The sequence below is a fragment of the Microbacterium sp. NPDC055988 genome, assembly GCF_042269505.1.
Lineage (GTDB): Bacteria > Actinomycetota > Actinomycetes > Actinomycetales > Microbacteriaceae > Microbacterium.
The window spans coordinates 1,013,278-1,029,344 of sequence record NZ_JBHJXY010000001.1 but is presented as its reverse complement, the minus strand read 5'-3'; the positions used below and the strand labels follow the sequence as shown (position 1 = coordinate 1,029,344).

23 protein-coding genes are annotated in these 16,067 nt (G+C 69.3%); 10 read left to right on the top strand and 13 right to left on the bottom strand.

The window, feature by feature from the left end; translation table 11 throughout:
* The first annotated feature begins 20 nt into the window (after positions 1-20).
* Positions 21-635: a class I SAM-dependent methyltransferase gene (locus ACFC14_RS05135; RefSeq protein ID WP_376101536.1), complete on the top strand. Its 615-nt coding sequence runs from the start codon at positions 21-23 to the stop codon at positions 633-635.
* A 145-nt stretch (positions 636-780) separates the two neighbouring features.
* Positions 781-1,575 carry an SDR family NAD(P)-dependent oxidoreductase gene (locus ACFC14_RS05130; RefSeq protein WP_376101534.1) on the top strand — a complete coding sequence of 265 codons (795 nt, stop codon included), beginning with the start codon at positions 781-783 and terminating at the stop codon, positions 1,573-1,575.
* 28 nt (positions 1,576-1,603) lie between these two features.
* On the opposite strand, the gene ACFC14_RS05125 is transcribed toward ACFC14_RS05130, so the two are convergent.
* Positions 1,604-2,059 (bottom strand): Lrp/AsnC family transcriptional regulator, encoded by a 456-nt coding sequence (locus tag ACFC14_RS05125; protein WP_136041946.1) that lies wholly within the window; start codon positions 2,057-2,059, stop codon positions 1,604-1,606.
* A 98-nt stretch (positions 2,060-2,157) separates the two neighbouring features.
* On the opposite strand from ACFC14_RS05125, the gene ACFC14_RS05120 reads away from it, so the two are divergent.
* The 4 genes from ACFC14_RS05120 (at position 2,158) to ACFC14_RS05105 (ending at position 4,120) form a co-directional block, all read left to right on the top strand.
* The gene (locus ACFC14_RS05120) at positions 2,158-2,781 is read left to right on the top strand and encodes a LysE family translocator (RefSeq protein ID WP_376101532.1); all 624 of its coding nucleotides are present in this window, start codon (positions 2,158-2,160) and stop codon (positions 2,779-2,781) included.
* 99 nt (positions 2,782-2,880) lie between these two features.
* Positions 2,881-3,039, top strand: coding sequence for a hypothetical protein (locus ACFC14_RS05115; RefSeq protein WP_376101531.1), 159 nt, complete (start codon positions 2,881-2,883; stop codon positions 3,037-3,039).
* Complete coding sequence (locus ACFC14_RS05110) at positions 3,036-3,332, top strand: hypothetical protein (protein WP_376101529.1); 297 nt, start codon at positions 3,036-3,038, stop codon at positions 3,330-3,332. Before ACFC14_RS05115 ends, ACFC14_RS05110 begins: the two co-directional genes overlap by 4 nt.
* Before the next feature lie 35 nt (positions 3,333-3,367).
* On the top strand, positions 3,368-4,120 hold the full coding sequence (locus tag ACFC14_RS05105; RefSeq protein WP_376101527.1) for an NYN domain-containing protein: 753 nt from the start codon (positions 3,368-3,370) through the stop codon (positions 4,118-4,120).
* Between the two features lie 137 nt (positions 4,121-4,257).
* Here the strand turns inward: ACFC14_RS05105 and ACFC14_RS05100 are convergent, their stop codons facing one another.
* From ACFC14_RS05100 to ACFC14_RS05075, 6 genes are all read right to left on the bottom strand, one after another.
* Complete coding sequence (locus tag ACFC14_RS05100) at positions 4,258-4,485, bottom strand: RNA-binding S4 domain-containing protein (protein WP_136041943.1); 228 nt, start codon at positions 4,483-4,485, stop codon at positions 4,258-4,260.
* A gap of 120 nt (positions 4,486-4,605) precedes the next feature.
* The gene (locus tag ACFC14_RS05095) at positions 4,606-5,433 is read right to left on the bottom strand and encodes a PepSY domain-containing protein (protein WP_376101526.1); all 828 of its coding nucleotides are present in this window, start codon (positions 5,431-5,433) and stop codon (positions 4,606-4,608) included.
* Positions 5,434-5,666: 233 nt separating this feature from the next.
* Positions 5,667-6,980, bottom strand: coding sequence for an ATP-binding protein (locus ACFC14_RS05090; protein ID WP_376101524.1), 1,314 nt, complete (start codon positions 6,978-6,980; stop codon positions 5,667-5,669).
* Entirely contained in the window at positions 6,973-7,650 is a 678-nt protein-coding gene (locus tag ACFC14_RS05085; protein WP_376101522.1) for a response regulator transcription factor, read from the bottom strand. The genes ACFC14_RS05090 and ACFC14_RS05085 overlap by 8 nt, the downstream gene beginning before the upstream one ends.
* Positions 7,651-7,705: 55 nt before the next feature.
* On the bottom strand, positions 7,706-8,245 hold the full coding sequence (locus tag ACFC14_RS05080; protein ID WP_376101520.1) for a putative immunity protein: 540 nt from the start codon (positions 8,243-8,245) through the stop codon (positions 7,706-7,708).
* A 2-nt stretch (positions 8,246-8,247) separates the two neighbouring features.
* Positions 8,248-8,688, bottom strand: coding sequence for a DUF6194 family protein (locus tag ACFC14_RS05075; protein WP_376101519.1), 441 nt, complete (start codon positions 8,686-8,688; stop codon positions 8,248-8,250).
* A gap of 61 nt (positions 8,689-8,749) precedes the next feature.
* Here ACFC14_RS05075 and ACFC14_RS05070 point away from each other — a divergent pair, with 61 nt between their 5' ends.
* Both ACFC14_RS05070 and ACFC14_RS05065 read left to right on the top strand, forming a co-directional pair.
* Positions 8,750-9,472 (top strand): MerR family transcriptional regulator, encoded by a 723-nt coding sequence (locus ACFC14_RS05070; protein WP_376101517.1) that lies wholly within the window; start codon positions 8,750-8,752, stop codon positions 9,470-9,472.
* A 65-nt stretch (positions 9,473-9,537) separates the two neighbouring features.
* Positions 9,538-10,482 (top strand): hypothetical protein, encoded by a 945-nt coding sequence (locus ACFC14_RS05065; RefSeq protein WP_376101515.1) that lies wholly within the window; start codon positions 9,538-9,540, stop codon positions 10,480-10,482.
* A 27-nt stretch (positions 10,483-10,509) separates the two neighbouring features.
* Here the strand turns inward: ACFC14_RS05065 and ACFC14_RS05060 are convergent, their stop codons facing one another.
* Complete coding sequence (locus ACFC14_RS05060) at positions 10,510-11,139, bottom strand: hypothetical protein (RefSeq protein WP_376101514.1); 630 nt, start codon at positions 11,137-11,139, stop codon at positions 10,510-10,512.
* A gap of 40 nt (positions 11,140-11,179) precedes the next feature.
* Positions 11,180-11,923 carry a DeoR/GlpR family DNA-binding transcription regulator gene (locus ACFC14_RS05055; protein ID WP_376101513.1) on the bottom strand — a complete coding sequence of 248 codons (744 nt, stop codon included), beginning with the start codon at positions 11,921-11,923 and terminating at the stop codon, positions 11,180-11,182.
* 54 nt (positions 11,924-11,977) lie between these two features.
* Between ACFC14_RS05055 and ACFC14_RS05050 the strand changes: the two genes are divergently transcribed.
* Together ACFC14_RS05050 and ACFC14_RS05045 are read left to right on the top strand one after the other, a co-directional pair.
* Positions 11,978-12,334, top strand: coding sequence for a DUF4406 domain-containing protein (locus tag ACFC14_RS05050; RefSeq protein ID WP_376101511.1), 357 nt, complete (start codon positions 11,978-11,980; stop codon positions 12,332-12,334).
* A 17-nt stretch (positions 12,335-12,351) separates the two neighbouring features.
* Positions 12,352-12,528 (top strand): hypothetical protein, encoded by a 177-nt coding sequence (locus ACFC14_RS05045; protein ID WP_166804669.1) that lies wholly within the window; start codon positions 12,352-12,354, stop codon positions 12,526-12,528.
* A 41-nt stretch (positions 12,529-12,569) separates the two neighbouring features.
* Here ACFC14_RS05045 and ACFC14_RS05040 read toward each other — a convergent pair whose 3' ends face one another.
* The 4 genes from ACFC14_RS05040 to ACFC14_RS05025 all read right to left on the bottom strand — a co-directional run bounded on the left by ACFC14_RS05040 (position 12,570) and on the right by ACFC14_RS05025 (position 15,917).
* Complete coding sequence (locus ACFC14_RS05040) at positions 12,570-13,112, bottom strand: dihydrofolate reductase family protein (RefSeq protein ID WP_376101509.1); 543 nt, start codon at positions 13,110-13,112, stop codon at positions 12,570-12,572.
* A gap of 98 nt (positions 13,113-13,210) precedes the next feature.
* Positions 13,211-14,596: an LLM class flavin-dependent oxidoreductase gene (locus ACFC14_RS05035; protein ID WP_376101507.1), complete on the bottom strand. Its 1,386-nt coding sequence runs from the start codon at positions 14,594-14,596 to the stop codon at positions 13,211-13,213.
* A 77-nt stretch (positions 14,597-14,673) separates the two neighbouring features.
* Positions 14,674-15,387 (bottom strand): nicotinamide riboside transporter PnuC, encoded by a 714-nt coding sequence (gene pnuC, locus ACFC14_RS05030; protein ID WP_376101505.1) that lies wholly within the window; start codon positions 15,385-15,387, stop codon positions 14,674-14,676.
* A 2-nt stretch (positions 15,388-15,389) separates the two neighbouring features.
* Positions 15,390-15,917: a GNAT family N-acetyltransferase gene (locus ACFC14_RS05025; protein ID WP_376101503.1), complete on the bottom strand. Its 528-nt coding sequence runs from the start codon at positions 15,915-15,917 to the stop codon at positions 15,390-15,392.
* Between the last annotated feature and the right edge of the window lie 150 nt (positions 15,918-16,067).

Below are 16,067 nucleotides of genomic sequence, written 5' to 3'. Positions count from 1 at the left end.
CATCCCCGAGGAGACCTGCCGTGACGGCGAACCCGACGAGCGACGCGCGTATCCGCGAAGGCTATGCCGCACGGGCGACCGAGTACACCGAGCTCTTCGGCGAGATCGCACAGATGGATGCGGTGGACCGGGAGTGGATCGGGCGGTGGGCCGACGGCGTCGAGGGCCGTATCCTCGATGCCGGGTGCGGCCCCGGCCATTGGACGGCGTTCCTCGCCGAACGAGGCAACGAGGTGGAGGGGATCGACCTCGTCCCGGACTTCGTCGCCACGGCCAGCGCCCGGTTTCCCCACGTCTCCTATCGCGTCGCATCGCTCGCCGAGTCCGGCACCGAACCCGGCTCGCTGGGTGGCATCCTCGCGTGGTACTCCCTGATCCATGCCGCTCCGGAGGAGCTTCCCGCCCTGCTCGCTGCGGCTCGGCTCGCGCTCCGCGATGGCGGCGCCCTGCTCCTCGGATTCTTCGACGGCGCCGACGGGAAGCCGTTCGCGCACGCCGTCACGACCGCGCACTTCTGGTCGATCGGCGGTATGTCCGGGCACCTGGAACGGGCGGGGTTCGCGGTCATCGACAGTGAGGCCCGCGTGCAGGAGGGCCGGCGCCCGCACGCGTCGATCAGCGCGGTCGCGGTCTGAGCAGCCTTCCTCCGCGACGAGGAGCCGCGGCCGCTGTTCCGCACCGATCCGCTTGCGCCCACGACAGTCCTCCCGGCTATGCTCGTGATTGCTATAGCAAAACGCGGTTCGCTTCCGAGCCGCTACAGCGCCGAGAGGACACGTCATGACCGAATCCGCACGCAGCGTCGTGGTGACCGGCAGCGGAAAGGGCATCGGCCGCGCCATCGCCGAACGACTCACCGCCGACGGATGGGTCGTCGTGGGGCTGGAACGGTCGCCCGGATCGGGGACCCTCGAGGAGGGGATCGTGGCCGAGGTCGTGCTCGGCGACGCCTCCGACCGCGCCGTCCACCAGCGGGCCGCGGAGGCCGCGCTCGCACGGGCGCCGCTGGCCGGTTGGGTGAACAACGCCGGCATCACCAAGCACACCCCGCTGCACGAGCTCGATGAGAGCGTCGTGCGCGAGATCCTCGACATCAACGGGTTCGGGTACATCTGGGGCTGCTCGACCGCCGTGTCGGCGTTCATCGATCAGGGCATCCCGGGGGCGATCGTCAACGTCGGCTCGATCCACGGCCGCGCCAGCCACCCCCACCACGCCGCCTACGAGTTCACCAAGGGCGGCATCGATGCGCTGACCCGCAGCGTGGCCGTGAGCTACGGCCGTCTCGGCATCCGTGCCAATACGGTTGCCCCGGGCGGCGTGCGCACCCCGCACCTCGAAGCGATGATCGCCGCAGCACCCGACCCGGACGCCGAAGAGCGCGGGCTCGCCGAGGGCCCGCCGATAGGACGCATCGCCCGTGCCGAAGAGGTGGCCGCGGTGACCGCGTTCCTGCTCTCGGACGAAGCCCCCTACCTCAGCGGCGAGTCGATCGCGGTGGACGGTGCGTGGACGGCATCCTTCGGCGACGTCGCCGTCGACCCGGCGCTGGCCGCGCGGTTCGCACGGGAGTGACCGCCTGTGCGAGTGTCGCTTCGGCGCGTCAGAGGATCGGCACCGCACGGTCCGCGCCGAGCCGCTTCATCACCATCGTCGAGGTGAGCCGCTGCACCCCGGGGAGCGCGCCGAGGGTGTTGTCGTAGAGCTCCTGGTACGCGCCCATGTCGCGGGTGAGGATGCGCAGCATGTAGTCGGGGTCACCGAACAGGCGCTGCGCCTCGACCACCGCCGGGATCGCCACCACGGCCTCCTCGAACGCGACGATGGTGTCCTTGTCGGTGCGCCCGATCGTCACGAACACGATCGCCTCGAAGGTGAGGCCGACCGCCTTCGGCGCCACCACCGCGCGGTAGCGCTCGATCGCCCCGGACTGCTCCAGCTCCTTGAGCCGTCGATGACAGGCGGAGAGGCTCAGGCCGACGTGCGAGGCCAGGTGGGTGGCGCTCATCCGGCCGTCATCCTGCAGCAGCGAGAGAATCTCCCGATCAAGTGCGTCCATGGCGACAAGTCTTGCAGGAAACAGCCCGCCTGACGCGAAGAATCGAAGCACCTTTCGCGGGATACTTCGTAGTCTCTTCCTCGGATTGAGGAGGACCGATGGATATCGCACTGGTCATGCAGTTCTGGCTGGTCGCGGTCATGCTCGCGTTGACCCCCGGCGCCGACTGGGCGTACGCGATCTCGGCCGGTCTGCGGGCCCGCTCGATCGCGCCATCCATCCTGGGGATGCTCGCCGGCTACACGGTCGTCATCGTCGCAGTCGCGCTGGGCCTCGGCGCGCTCGTCACCGCGTATCCGGTCACGCTCACGACCCTGACCGTCGTCGGCGCGCTCTACCTGATCTTCCTCGGCGCCACGACGCTCGCCAGCCGTCCGGCACCCATCGCCGAGAGCGGTGAGCCGATCGCGACCGGAGGATGGTCCCAGTTCCTGCGCGGGTCAGGGGTGAGCGGCATCAATCCCAAGGGACTGCTCCTCCTGCTTGCGCTGCTGCCGCAATTCACGAGCCCGGCCGGCTGGTCATCGACGACGCAGATGCTCGCCCTCGGCGGACTGCATCTGCTCAACATCGCCGTCGTCTACACGACGGTCGGACTCCTCGCCCGCCGCCTGCTGCGTACCCGCCCGCGCGCGAGTTCGCTGGTCACCCGCCTCGCCGGGATCGCGATGACCGTCATCGGCGTCGGGATCCTCATCGAGCAGGTTCTCGAGTGGCTGTGACGGTCGCATATCCCCGGCCGTCAGCCCCGCTCGCACCGGTCACGCGGAGGTAGCGTCGAACGCGGAACCATCAACGTGCGAAGGGAACAGGTGACACGCATGGCACGCACGACCACGGCCCTCCGTCTGCTGCTGCCGGCATTCCTGCTCGGAGCGATCATCGCCATCTCGTTCCTCGAGGCGCCGCTGAAGTTCCTCGCTCCCGGTGTCACCATCCGATCGGGCTGGGCATCGGGCGGCTCGTCTTCACCGCGTTGAACGTGCTCGCCGGCGTCGTGCTGATCCTGCTCACAGTGGTGAGCGTGCGCGCGCGGGCGAGCCGCGCGACGCTGAGCCTCCTCGGTGCGATCTGGCTCGTCTACCTCATCGAGGTCTCGGTCATCCGCCCCGTGCTGAACCAGCGCAGCGACCTGGTGATCTCGGGAGCCGCGGCGCCGGGGACCAACTGGGCGCACTACGCGTACATCGCGGCCGACGTGGCTCTGGTCGGCCTGCTGATCGCCCTGATCGTCGTGACCGTGCGGCGGGTCCTGCCGGGCGACCAGGGCTGAAGTAGTGCACACCCCTGCAGCAAGGATCACGCCAGATGGATACGGTTGCCCGCATGCGAGTCGGCGTCTACATCGACGGTTTCAACCTGTACTACGGAGCACGGCGCCTGTGCGGCCGCGGCGCCCCGGGGTGGCGGTGGCTTGACCTGCGCGCCTTGTCGCACGCGATCCTGGCTGGTCCCGGATTCTCATGGCCGGGCGCGACCATCGAACGAGTCGTGTACTGCACTGCACGCATCAAGGGTGCGGGAGATCAGTCCGGTCAGCGTGACCAGGACGTCTACCTACGTGCGCTGAAGGCGCATGGCGCCGTCGATGTCCTGGAGATGGGCACGTATGTCTCGCGCGTCGCCACCGCCCCGCTCGCGGTTGCAGACAGGCGCCAGCGACCGGTCCTCACGCACCCTGGCTGGCCCTTGATGGTGCGAGACTCGCAGGGTGCCGACAGTCCGCAGGCGACCTTCATGGCATCGGTTGCGCGACGTGAAGAAAAGGGCTCGGATGTCAATGTCGCATCTCATCTGTTGCTGGACGTTCTCGAGCAGCGCGTCGATGCGGCGATAGTCATCAGCAACGACAGCGATCTCAAGTTCCCGATCGTGCAGGCACGGATGCGCGTGCCCGTCGGTACGGTCAACCCCACGGTCGGCTATCTCGCTGGTGCGCTCGCCGGGAATGCTGCCGATGGTGTGGGCCGCCACTGGTGGCATCAGTTGCGTTCTGCTCAGATCGAGGCATCGCAGCTGCCGGCCAACGTCGGAAAGATCACGCGACCCCCTGGTTGGTAATCGACGCTCTCCGGTGAATCAGAAGCCGATGATCGGTGACTGCCTGACCGTCGTTCGCGCTAGACTGTCGTCATACCACTCGGCCCCTCCGGGGCCGAGTTTTCTTTTGCCCTCCCTGAAGGACCTGAACTCCCGCGTCAGGGGCGGACGCGCACCGTTCGGCCTTCGAACGACACCAGGTCACCGTCGCGCAGCTGGCGTCCACGGCGTCGGTCCACCTCGCCGTTGACCGTCACGTATCCGTCGATGATGACCTCTTTGGCGTCGCCGCCCGAGTCGAGGAGGCCGGCGAACTTGAGGAACTGTCCGAGGCGGATCACTTCGCCGCCGATGGAGATGTCGTCGATCGGTCCGGAGTTCGTCATCCCTGAATGCTATCCGTCGCTGCGTCCGCCGCCACGCATGACGATGCCGCCGCCCCGGGGGGAAGGCGGCGGCATCGGGAGTGTCGGACGTCGCAGGACGGCCCGGGGTGAGGCCCCGGCTCAGTCGATGTCGGTTCCGACGACGGCGAAGTCGGCGCCGAAGTTGATGTCGATCGAGCGGTTGTCCGACGTGAGGACCGACGCGTCGTACGGGCTCACGTCGTCGCCGTCCACGTCGAGGTCGGTGATCATGCCGTCGGCCTCCGCGAGCGCGGCCTCGACCAGCGAGCGGATCGTCGCGTCGTCGAGGGTGAGCGCGGGGCCGGTGTCGTCGCCGTCGGCGGGATCGGTCTCGATCACGGACGCCGTGAGGCTCTCGTCCACGCGGACGTCGGTCTCGGTGCCGTCAGCCGTCGTGAGCTGCACCTCCCACGTGCCGTCGCGCTTCGCGTCGATCGATGTGACCTCGCCCTCGGCGGCACCGCGTGCGGCATCCGCGATCTCGATCAGCTCGTCTGCCGATGCCGTGCCGATGCCGGTCACCGGACCACGCTCGTTCGACGAGGCGCTGTCGTCGTCGTGTCGATCGTCGTGATCGCCCTGGGGAGCTCCCTCGTCGTGACGGGGGCCGTCCGACATCGAGGACCGGTCGTCGTCATCGCCGAACTCGTCGCCCATCGCCGCGCCGACCGCGATGCCGCCGCCCGCGAGGATCACGGCCGCGGCGATGCCGCCGCCGATGAGGAGAGCGCGCTTGCGCCCGGGCTTCGGCTCGGATGCCGCGGGGGTGGCGACCGGGTCGGCCGTGGAGAACATCGGGTGCTGACCGGCGCCGGCCGTCGGGGCTGCCGCGTCCGGAGCGGGGGCGACCGGGACGGTCTGCGCATCCGGGGTGCTCGCGGGGGTCTGGTCGGGAGTCTGGTCCGGGGTAGGTGTCTTGTCGTCCATGTCCCGATGGTCTCCCGCGGGCGCTGAAGCCTCCCTGAAGCCTCCTGAAGGACTCTTCAGCAACCGGTGTATCGGCGCGATTCCCGGCACAACTTCGGAGATGAGCCGCGCCACGCCGCGCGGATGACCAAGCCTTCGGGGGTGTCGCTTCGGATCTCCGAAGTTGTGCTGCAGGGGCAAGGGCAGGGGCAAGGGCAGGGGCAGGGGCAGGGGGCAGGGGCGGGAGGATGCCGTCAGCTGAGCGGCAGCGTGAGGACGAAGCGCGCGCCGCCCCAGCGGGAATCATCGACCGCGAGAGTCCCGCGAGCGGAGGAGGCGATGCCGCGGGCGATCGCGAGACCGAGCCCGCTGCCGCCCGCATCGCGGCTGCGCGCTTCATCGAGGCGCACGAAACGCTCGAAGATGCGCTCGCGCTCCTCGGCGGGCACGCCGGCGCCGTCGTCCTCGACAGTCACGAACACATGCCCACCGGAGGGGATCACGCTGATCGCGACCCGGCCGCGGCTGTGGCGCGCGGCGTTGTCGGCGAGGTTGCGTACCAGCTGGCCGAGCAGGCGGGGATCACCGTGCACCCTCGCCGCCTGGATGCCGGAGCCGTCGACCTCGTGCCCGGCCGCGCGCAGCCGGCGCACCTCGCCGAGCGCGATGTCGTCGAGGTCGATCGGCTCGTCGTGCGTGCTCGCGCCTTCGTCGAGCCGGGCGAGCAGCAGCAGCGACTCGACGATGCCCTGAAGGCGGAGCCCCTCCTCCGACACGACCTCTGCGAGCTCGCCGATGCTGGTCACGTCGGGGTGAGCCTGCGCGAGCTCGGCGTGCTGACGGATGGTCGCGAGCGGGGAGCGCAGCTCGTGCGAGGCGTCCGACACGAAGCGCCGCTGCGCGGTGGCGGCGGCGTCGAGTCGGTCGAGCATGCCGTTCATGGTCGTCGCGAGTGCCGCGATCTCATCGGCCGTCTGGGGCACCGGCACTCGCTCGTGCAGGCGCTCGGCGGTGATGCCGTCGACCTTCTCGCGGATGCGCTCGACCGGGCGGAGCGCGCGCCCGACCACGAGCCAGGTGGTCACCGCGACGAGCAGCAGGAGCAGGGGGACCGCGATGGCGAGCAGAGTCGCGACCGTCGTCAGGGTCTCGGCGTCGTCGTCCATCGACACGGCCAGCACGAGCGTCTGGTCATCATCGAGGTCGTCCGAGACGACGAGCATCTGCTCACCGTCGACGGTCGTGGTCTGCGGATCGTCGGACACCGGCAGGGCCGTGGAACCGAGCGCTTCCCTCGCGTCCTCGCTGGCCGCGCGCACCGATCCGTCGGCGCCGATGAGCTGCACGAACTCGTCCTCGAGGGTGTCGATCCCACCGCGGCCCGGTCCGTCGCTGCGCTCGGCGAGCTCATCGAGGCGCTGCTCGGCCGCCCGCTCCGTGCTGCCGTGGATGCTCGCGCTGAGCACGCCGTAGAACGAGAAGGCGCCGATGAGCAAGGCCACAGCGACGACGACGGTCGCCCCGAGCGTGGTCCTGCCGCGCACCGAGCGCCAGCTGCGACTAGCCACCGTCGGCCGCCAGTCGGTAGCCCGCGCCGCGGATGGTCTCGATCGCCTCGCGGCCGAACGGCTTGTCGAGCTTGCGGCGCAGGTGGCCGACGTAGACCTCGACGATGTTGGGGTCGCCGTCGAAGTCGTCGTCCCAGACGCCCTCGATGAGTGCGCGCTTCGACAGCACCTGGCCTCGATGGCGCATCAGGTACTCGAGCACCGAGAACTCCCGTGCGGTGAGGGTCACGGGGGTGTCGCCGCGCCACACGCGGTGGGCGGCGGGGTCGAGTCGCAGATCGCCGGCTTCCAGGACCGCCGGGCGTGCGACGGCCCCGCGGCGCACGAGGGCGCGGAGGCGCGCGACGAGGATCGCGAACGAGAACGGCTTGGTCACGTAGTCGTCGGCCCCGGTCTCGAGCGCCTCGACCTCGTCCCACTCGCCGTCCTTGGCGGTCAGCATCAGCACGGGTGTCCAGTTCTCCTCGGCGCGAAGGGCCTCGCACACCTTCCAGCCGCTCATGCCCGGCATCATCAGGTCGAGCACGATCGCGTCGTACCGCGTCTCCCGTGCACGCCAGAGTCCGTCGACGCCGTTGTGCGCGACGTCGACCGCGAAGCCTTCGGCCTCGAGGCCCCGGCGCACGCCCTCGGCGAGGCGCACCTCGTCGTCCACCACCAGGATCCGCATTCCTCCAGTGTGCCGGTCCGCCGCTGAATCGGGGCTGAAGCCGATTCGAAAGTGGTCAGGGGAGAAGCCGCAGGTGCTGCTGGATCTCGCGGATCACCGCGCCCAGCGTCCCGGTGGCGAGCAGGCCGGGGCCGAGCGGACCGGCGGAGTCTTCACCGAGAGGCGGAAGCATGCGCAGGGCGGCGGATGCTTCGGGGGAGAGGGCCGCGAGTTGCCGGCGCACCTCGGCGGTGCGCGCTTCGGGGGCCGAGGGGTGCGCCAGCTCCACGGCTTTCGCGGCGTAAGCCGCAGCCCCGAGCGCATGGGCGCCCATGTGTGCGACGCCCGCCGCTTGCGCAGCCGCCCGGGCGGCAGCCACCCCTGCCGGTGAGGTCGCGCTGTGAGCGGCCCTGCCCGCGACGAATCGCCGACGGATCTCTTCGGCAGCGGTGAGCGCACCCCGCGCGAAGGCTCGCGCTCGCGCGATGGCATCGCGTGCACGGCCATCGTCCCGCGCCTCCGCTTCGAACAGGGGCAGCACCCGCTCGGCGCAGTCGGCCGCCCACACCGCGACGATCCGCCGGTCGGCCTCGGTCATGCCCTGCACGGTGGTCATGTTCACCCCGCCCGCCGTTCGGCACGCTGCCGGGCGGCCTCGTGCGCTTCACGGAGCAAGGTGAGCACGGCATCCGACGTCCGCTCCGCCGGGTCGACCACGCACACCCACCCGGACGCGCCGTACAGCGGATGCCGATGGAACACGTCCGTCTCCGTCGGCTCGCCATCCGCGGGGACGAGCGTCTGCACCTGCTCCCGCCGGACATGGATGTTCACCCGGAATCGCCCGGGAGCGTTCAGCGCGGACGCGACGTCGTCGGGGTAGTCCTTCGTGATGATCGTTCCGTACGGCTGGGTGCGCTCGGGCATCCGTCCATCGGGCGCGTAGGAGAAGTAGGCGTCTCCCCACGACAGTGCCGGGAAATCGCTGCCCTCCTCGGGGGCGACGACGAGGACGCCGTCGAAGCCGCGGACTGTCTCGATGATCTCCTGGATCTCCATCCCTCAATGATGAGCTTCACGTGCTTATGTGGACTCGGATGTCGAAAGGACCTGGAAGATCATGCCAAACCCTCCAGAGCAGGTCATGACCACGGTCGCGCTCGGGCGACGGGTGGGGTACTCGACGCAGCAGCTGCGCGATCTCGAGCGGCTCGGGGTCATCCCGCGCGCTCAGCGCGGAACGAACGGGTATCGCCGCTACGGGTCGGGGCACGAGATCGCCGTGCGCGCCTATCGCGCGATGGCAGCGGCCATCGGACCGGTGCCCGCCCGGCAGCTGATGCCCGCCCTGATCGACGGTTCGGTCGAGGAGGCGGCCGAGCGGATCGACGTGCTGCACGCCGGAATCGCCGATGAGCGCGCCCGGGTCCGCGAGGCGCTGCGCGGACTCGGGGTCGCCCTGGCCGAAGCCGACGACGACTTCGACGACACGGATGCGATGAGCATCGGCGAACTCGCCCAGGCGCTCGGTGTGCGCTCCTCGGCCCTGCGCCACTGGGAGGCGGAGGGTCTGGTGCATCCATTGCGCGGTACGGCGTCGTCGCGGTCCTACGACTCGACGGCGATCACGGAGGCGCGCATCGTCGCCGCGCTGCGGGCCGGCGGATACGGCATTCCCGCGATCGCGCGCATCCTCGAACAGGTGCGTCTGCATGCCGACACGGGCGAGATGGAGCGCATCCTCCAGGACCGGCTGGTCGTGCTCACACGGCGCAGCGTTGCGCTGCTCGCGGCGGCCGGGCATCTGCACGTCCTGCTCGCCGATCGCGTCGATTCGGAGTGAGTCCCTTCGTCATCCGCGCCGGCATCCGAGACGTCGGACGGCTCGCCTAGGGTGGCTCGTATGACATGCAGCGTTCCGTGGCCGACGACGATGCTCGCGATCGTGGCGCCGACCCGGACGCGAGGGTGCTGATCGTGCAGAAGTCGGGACGCTACGTCCGGCTCGGGAACACGGAGTACCCGCTCGCCACTCCCGGAGGCAACTGGGCGCTCTGGAGCCGCACCCCGGTCGAAGGCTTCCGAAAGATCGGGAACGGGTACGTCCGCAACATCGCGCCGGACGAGCAGCTGGAGTGCTTCCGCGTCGATCACCGCGGCACCTACCGAGGCATCCCGGTCACAGTAGAGCCCGGGGGAGGCGAGTCGGACGGTCGAGGATCGGCGCGGCTCGACACCCGCGATCCGCGCGCAGCCGAGCAGGGATTCGAGAGGTTCGGGTTCGAACGGCCGGAGCTGCAGTCGTGGCTGAAGTTCGTGCCCGTCGACGACCCCGACCTCGTCTTCACGACCACCCGCACGCCCGAGCCGATGCCGTGGGCCCCGGCGAGCCGAGACGCCGTCGCGCAGCGTGCGGTCCCGCGGCCGTCCGGCGCGGAGCCGTCGGCGTGGGGAGCGTTCACGCTCCGTCTCATCACGGCGCTGCGAGGTGTGTCCGACCGCGTGTTCCTCGTCGTCTCGGTCGACGGCGACCCGCTGCGCTACGTCCAGTTCGCCGGTGGCCCCGACAGGCTGCACGCCGAGGCACCGGCGGCCGATCTGGTCGCGGATGCTGACGAGACGGTGCTGCGGACCACCGGCTGGGAAGAGCCGGGAGCCGCGCAGCCGAACTGGACCTCGGAGCTCCCGCTGCCCGCGTACGCGAGCGACTACCGCGAACTCGCCGAACGGTGCGTCGCCGCGCTGCGCGACGCCTATGGCGTGACGAGTCCCGACGTCCTCGTGCACCGTGCCTGGCGCGATCCGGAACAGGCCTCGCTCGAATTCCCCGGGCTCGGTAGCGCCCAGGTCTGATCAGCGCCTCCGGGGCGCCGGCGCAGTTCAGCGACCGCCGAGGCCGGCCTGCTCGCGCATCGCGGTGCGGTCGAGCGCCTTCGCGTCGAAGAAGAGCGCGGGATCGACGGCTGTCGGCTCGGAGTCGATCCAGAGTTCCTTCCCCGCGACGCGAATGACGCCGATGTACATCGCCCGGTCGGCGTCGGAGGTCCAGATCGTGAGCAGTCGGTCATCGCCTCGGTGCTCGATCACGTCTTTGAGTGCCGCGACGACGCCGGCGCTGTCGGAGCTACCACGCTGCAGGGCGGCGGTGGCCCGCTCGAGAGGGAATCCGGCGACGACGCCGTGGATCACCGGATTCGTCAGCACGCCGCCGCCCTTTACCCGCCACCGCCGAGCGCTGACGAAGAACATCACGATGCTGGCGACGAAGATCGCCGGGGGGAGGAAGAAGGCACCGGCGATCGCGAGTCCGCTTCGCACGCGTCCGCCGAGGGTCTCGACCGTCGCCTCGGGGTTGAGATAGACCACGAGCATCACGACGACCATCAGCCCGGCGATCACGAGCCAGGTCGCCGACTTCCGGGGCGAGCGCTCGGACACGAAGAGATCAGGGCGTGCGGCGAACCAGGCGTTGAGACTGCGCGACCGGGACCGGAGGGGCGTGAAGCTCATGGCATCACGCTAGTGCCGTCGCCGCCGACGCCCATCACTCCTATGCGCCGATCCTGCCCTTGACCTTCGCGATGAGCGGATTGGCGTCGGTCGGGTCTGTGATGATCGCGGTGACGGCATCGAGCGCGACGACGGGATAGCGCGCGACGGCGCCGATCTTCTCCTCGCTCGCGAGCACGACGGTCGAGGTGCAGCGTGAGGCCAGCGCCCGCTTGGTGACGGCATCGTCGAGTTCGCCGGTGGTGAGGCCGCGTTCGGGATCGATGCCGGTGGCGCCGAGGAAGAACGTGTCGGCTGCAAGATGCTGGATGGCCTCCATCGCCAGGCCGCCGCCGGTCACCAGTGAGTGTCGGGAGAGTTCGCCGCCGATCATGATCACCCGCGCGTCCGAGTGCTCCGCCGCTGCGAGGGCGACGGCCGGGCTCGCCGTGATCACCGTGAGCCCCGTGCCGGAGGGCAGCATCCGGGCCATGGCGAGAGTGGTCGTGCCGGCATCGAGGATGATCGTCGAGTCGGGCCGGATGGTGGCGACGGCCTCGCGCGCCACGCGCTCCTTGCTGGCGGTCGCCAGCGCGGTGCGTTCGCGAACCGGGGGCTCCGGCGCGGGGATCGGCAGGGCGCCGCCGTACACGCGGAGGAGCTTTCCCTCGTCGGCGAGTTCCCGGAGATCGCGCCGGATGGCGTCCTCCGACACCCCGAGGTCGTCGGCGACGGTCTTGGCCACCACTCGCCCGTCACGGTCGAGGAGGTCGAGCAGGTGGTCCTTGCGTTGCGCGGCCAACATATGTTTTCTCCCGAAGTTGCACGTTCTTGCATGATTCAGACTACAGTCTCCTCCATGACAAAACCACTCCTGATCCTGATCGCCGGCCCCTACCGCTCGGGGACGAACGGCGACCCCGACCTCATCGCCCAGAACCTCGCCCGCCTCGAAGACGCCTCCGGCCCGATCTTCCGCCTCGGCCACGTTCCGATGATCGGGGAGTGGGTCGCGCTGCCGATCCTGCGCACCCTGGACGAGGCGGATGCCGGCGACGGCGACGTCATGTACGAGACGGCGCACCGGCTGCTGCAGCACTGCGACGCCGTGCTTCGTCTGCCCGGCGAGTCGTCGGGCGCCGACAAGGACGTGGAGATCGCGCAACAGCGCGGGCTGCCGGTCTACCGCTCGCTCGACGAGATCCCGGCCGCGTGACTCCGTAGGCTGGAGGCATGACCAAGAACATCTGGACCATCCTCGGCGTCGTCCTCGCCGTCGTGATCGCGTGGTGGATCGTGAGCGCACTGTTCTCGGTGCTCGCGTTCATCTTCAAGCTCGCGATCGTCGCGGTCGTCGCCGTGGTGGTGTTCCTCGTTCTGCGCGGGATCTTCAGCCGCAGCGACGACTGACGGCGCGGCCCCCTCGTCGGACGCGTTCTCGGCGAGAGTCTCTAGCGGAGCACGCGGTAGCGAAGGTGGGTCTCGCTCGCGAAGGCCGAGGTCTCGAGGCGTTCCAACTCGATGCGCTGCCCGAGACCGGCGAACAGCGAGATGCCGTCGCCCAGCAGGACCGGTGCGACGTCGAGGTGGAGTTCGTCGACGAGTCCGAGCTGGAGACACTGTCGCGAGATGCTCCCTCCGAGCAGGCTGACCCACTTGTCGCCGGCCGCCTGTGTGGCTGACTCGACCGCCTGGGCGATGTCGTCGACCACGAAGGTGTACGTGATCCCGTCGCGTTCGATCGGCGGGTGATCGGTGTGGGTCATGAGGTACACCGGCACCTTGAGCATGCCGCCGTAGGGGATCTCTCCGTCGTCGATGGTCTGCGTCTTGTTCGCCCCGCCGACGATGGCGCCGATGTTCTTCATGACGTTCTCGACGACGACATCGTCTTCGGGAGCGGATGGGCGGCCGAACATCCACTCGACTCCGCCGTCCGCTTCCGCGAGGAACCCGTCGAGGGTCACGGTCGCGTGGACGATCACTCGAGCCATGGTCTGCTCCTTCCGTGGAGGTGCGTCAGGTGACTTATCTACGGAGGGTATCGAGTCGGGAGTCCGGTGTCAGCGAACCCTCAATCGGAGTACTGCTCTCAGGCGCTCGGTGCGAACGCTCCGACGCGGTACTTCGCGGCGCGGTGCGTGTCCTGCACACGGTCGCCCTTGCCCTGCAGCTTGTTGCGCAATGTGCCCGGTGCGTACTCGTCGGGGTAGACGCCGCGCTCGCGCAGCACCGGGATCACGTGTTCGATGATGTCCTGCCAGGTACCGGGCGTGACCGCGTAGGCGAGGTTGAAGCCGTCGATATCGGTCTCCTCCACCCAGGACTGCAACTCGTCGGCGATCTCGGCGCCGGAACCGACGATCGTGGGACCGAGGCCGCCGATCGCGTTGTGGCGCCCGAAGTCGCCGACGGTCCATTCGCGGCCGAGGTCTGCCTCCTCCTTCAGATGCTGCAGCACCGATTGGATCGCGTTGGACTCGACGTTCCCGACCGGCTCGTCCTCGGCGTACTGCGAGAGATCGACACCCATCCAGCCCGACATGAAGGTGAGTGCGCCCTCGGGGCTCGCGTACGACAGGTACTCGGCGTGCTTCGCGGTCGCCTCCTCGCTCGTCGCTGCGGTGATCACGGTGAGCAGCGTGTAGATGCGGGCGTCGTGGCGGTCGCGACCGGCCACTTCGAGGGCGTCGCGGATGCGCTTGACGGTGCCGGCGAGCACTTCCTTCGACGGCGCCGCGACGAAGATGGCTTCGGCGTTCTCGGCCGCGAACTTCACTCCGCGCGGGCTCGCGCCGGCCTGATAGATGACCGGCGTGCGCTGCGGTGAAGGCTCGGAGATGTGGATGCCGGGCACGCTGAAGTGCTTCCCCTCATGCCCGATCGGATGCACCTTGGCGGGGTCGGTGAGGATGCCGCGCTCGCGGTCTTCGACCACGGCGTCGTCTTCCCATGAGCCCTCCCAGAGCTTGTAGAGCACCTCGACGTACTCGTCCGCGTGGTCGTAGCGGTCGTCGTGCGCGAGCTGATCGTCCTGGCCCATGTTGCGCGCGGCGCTGGGCAGGTATCCGGTCACGACGTTCCAGCCGATCCGCCCCTGGGTCAGGTGGTCGAGCGTGCTCAGTCGACGGGCGAACGGATAAGGGTGCTCGAACGCGGTGCCCGCCGTGATGCCGAAGCCGAGGTTCTCGGTGACCGCGGCCATCGCGCTCACCAGCAGGATCGGGTCGTTCACGGGCACCTGGGCGCCGTTGCGGATCGCGGCCTCGTTCGTGCCGCCGTAGACGTCGTACGTGCCGAGCACGTCGGCGATGAAGATCCCGTCGAAGGTCGCGCTCTCCAGCAGCTTCGCCAGATCGGTCCAGTACGAGATGGTGTTGTACTGCCGGGATCGGTCGTCGGGGTGCCGCCACAGGCCGGATGACTGGTGGGCGACGCAGTTCATGTCGAACGCGTTGAAGCGGATCTGACGGGTCATGCCCCCATGAAAGGCGAACGGCGCGGGGTGGGTCCAGGGCCGCCGAAATGCGCGGACACATTCCTGGCCCGTCGGCCTCAGGCGAGTTCGTCGTCTTCCGGGCGCCGCGGGCTCGGATCGGGCGGCAGGATCACGACCGGATGCGCGGCACTCCGCTGCGCCCGCCACCAGATGACGAATCCGACCGCGGTGAAGACGCCGTAGAAGACGTACATGAAACCGGTCGCGTAGTAGCCGGAGCTGAACAGCAGCGGCACGCCGACCACGTCGACCGCGATCCAGATGAGCCAGAACTCGGTCCACCCCTTGGCCATGCCGTATGTGGCGAGCAGCGAGCCGACGAAGGTCCAGGCATCGGCCCACACCGGCTCCCACGAGCCCAGCGCGCGGAACAGCGGGGTCAGCGCGACCGTTCCCACGATCATCACGAGCACCAGACCGATGCGCGCCCCCGTCGGTGCCCACCTCGGCACGACCTGTCCACCCTCGGCGTTGCGCCAGCGAACCCATCCGTAGATCGCGACGGCGATGAACATGATCTGCCGGCCGGCCTGACCCAGCAGATGCGGAAGTGAGGGGTCGGGGCTGAGAGCGGACCCGAGGAAGACGGTCAGCAGCAGCAGGTTGCCGATGATGCCGACCGGCCACGCCCAGATCTTCCGACGCATGCCGCCGAGCGCGCTCGCCAGGCCGAATACGTTGCCCACGACCTCACGGACGAGGAGCGTCTGCCCGCCGGGAAGCGTCCAGTTCGAGTTGAAGGCGTCGACGAACCACTGCAGCAGATCCATGGTCAGGACGCTGCGCCGGGTTCGGCGCGGTCGTCGAGCACGAGCTGGAGCATGCTCAGGTCGAGCCAGCGTCCGAACTTGGCCCCGACCTGCGGCATCCGCCCGACTTCGGCGAAACCGAGTCGCTGGTGCAGGGCGATGGAGGCGGCGTTGCCGCTTTCGATGCCGGCGATCATGACGTGCATCCCCGCGGCGCGGGCGCGTTCGACGAGTGCGGCCATCAGCGCGGTGCCGATGCCGCGGCCGTGCTGACCGCCGACGACGTACACGGAGTGCTCGACCGTGTGCCGGTAGCCGCTGTGCGGACGCCACTGCGCGTACGACGCGTAGCCGAGCACGCCGGAGTCGTCGAACGCGACGATCACCGGGTAGCCGCGGGAGGTGCGATCGGCGAGCCAGGCCACGCGGTCCGCGAGGTCGACCGCATCCTCGTTCCAGATCGCGGTGGTGTGCAGCACCGCATGGTTGTGGATCGCGGTGATCGTCTCGAGGTCTGCGGTCTCCGCGTCCCTGATTCGGACGGCTGTCATCGGCGGGTGGTCTCTCTTCTGCTGCGCTCGGGTGCGCCGGATTGATCGTATACCGGTCGACATTCATCGGTTGTCTACCGTCTACCTATAGGGCCTTCCGCTCTCGGGTGTGTCGCTGCGGCGATCTTGCACGACCATGCGGGCGGTGCG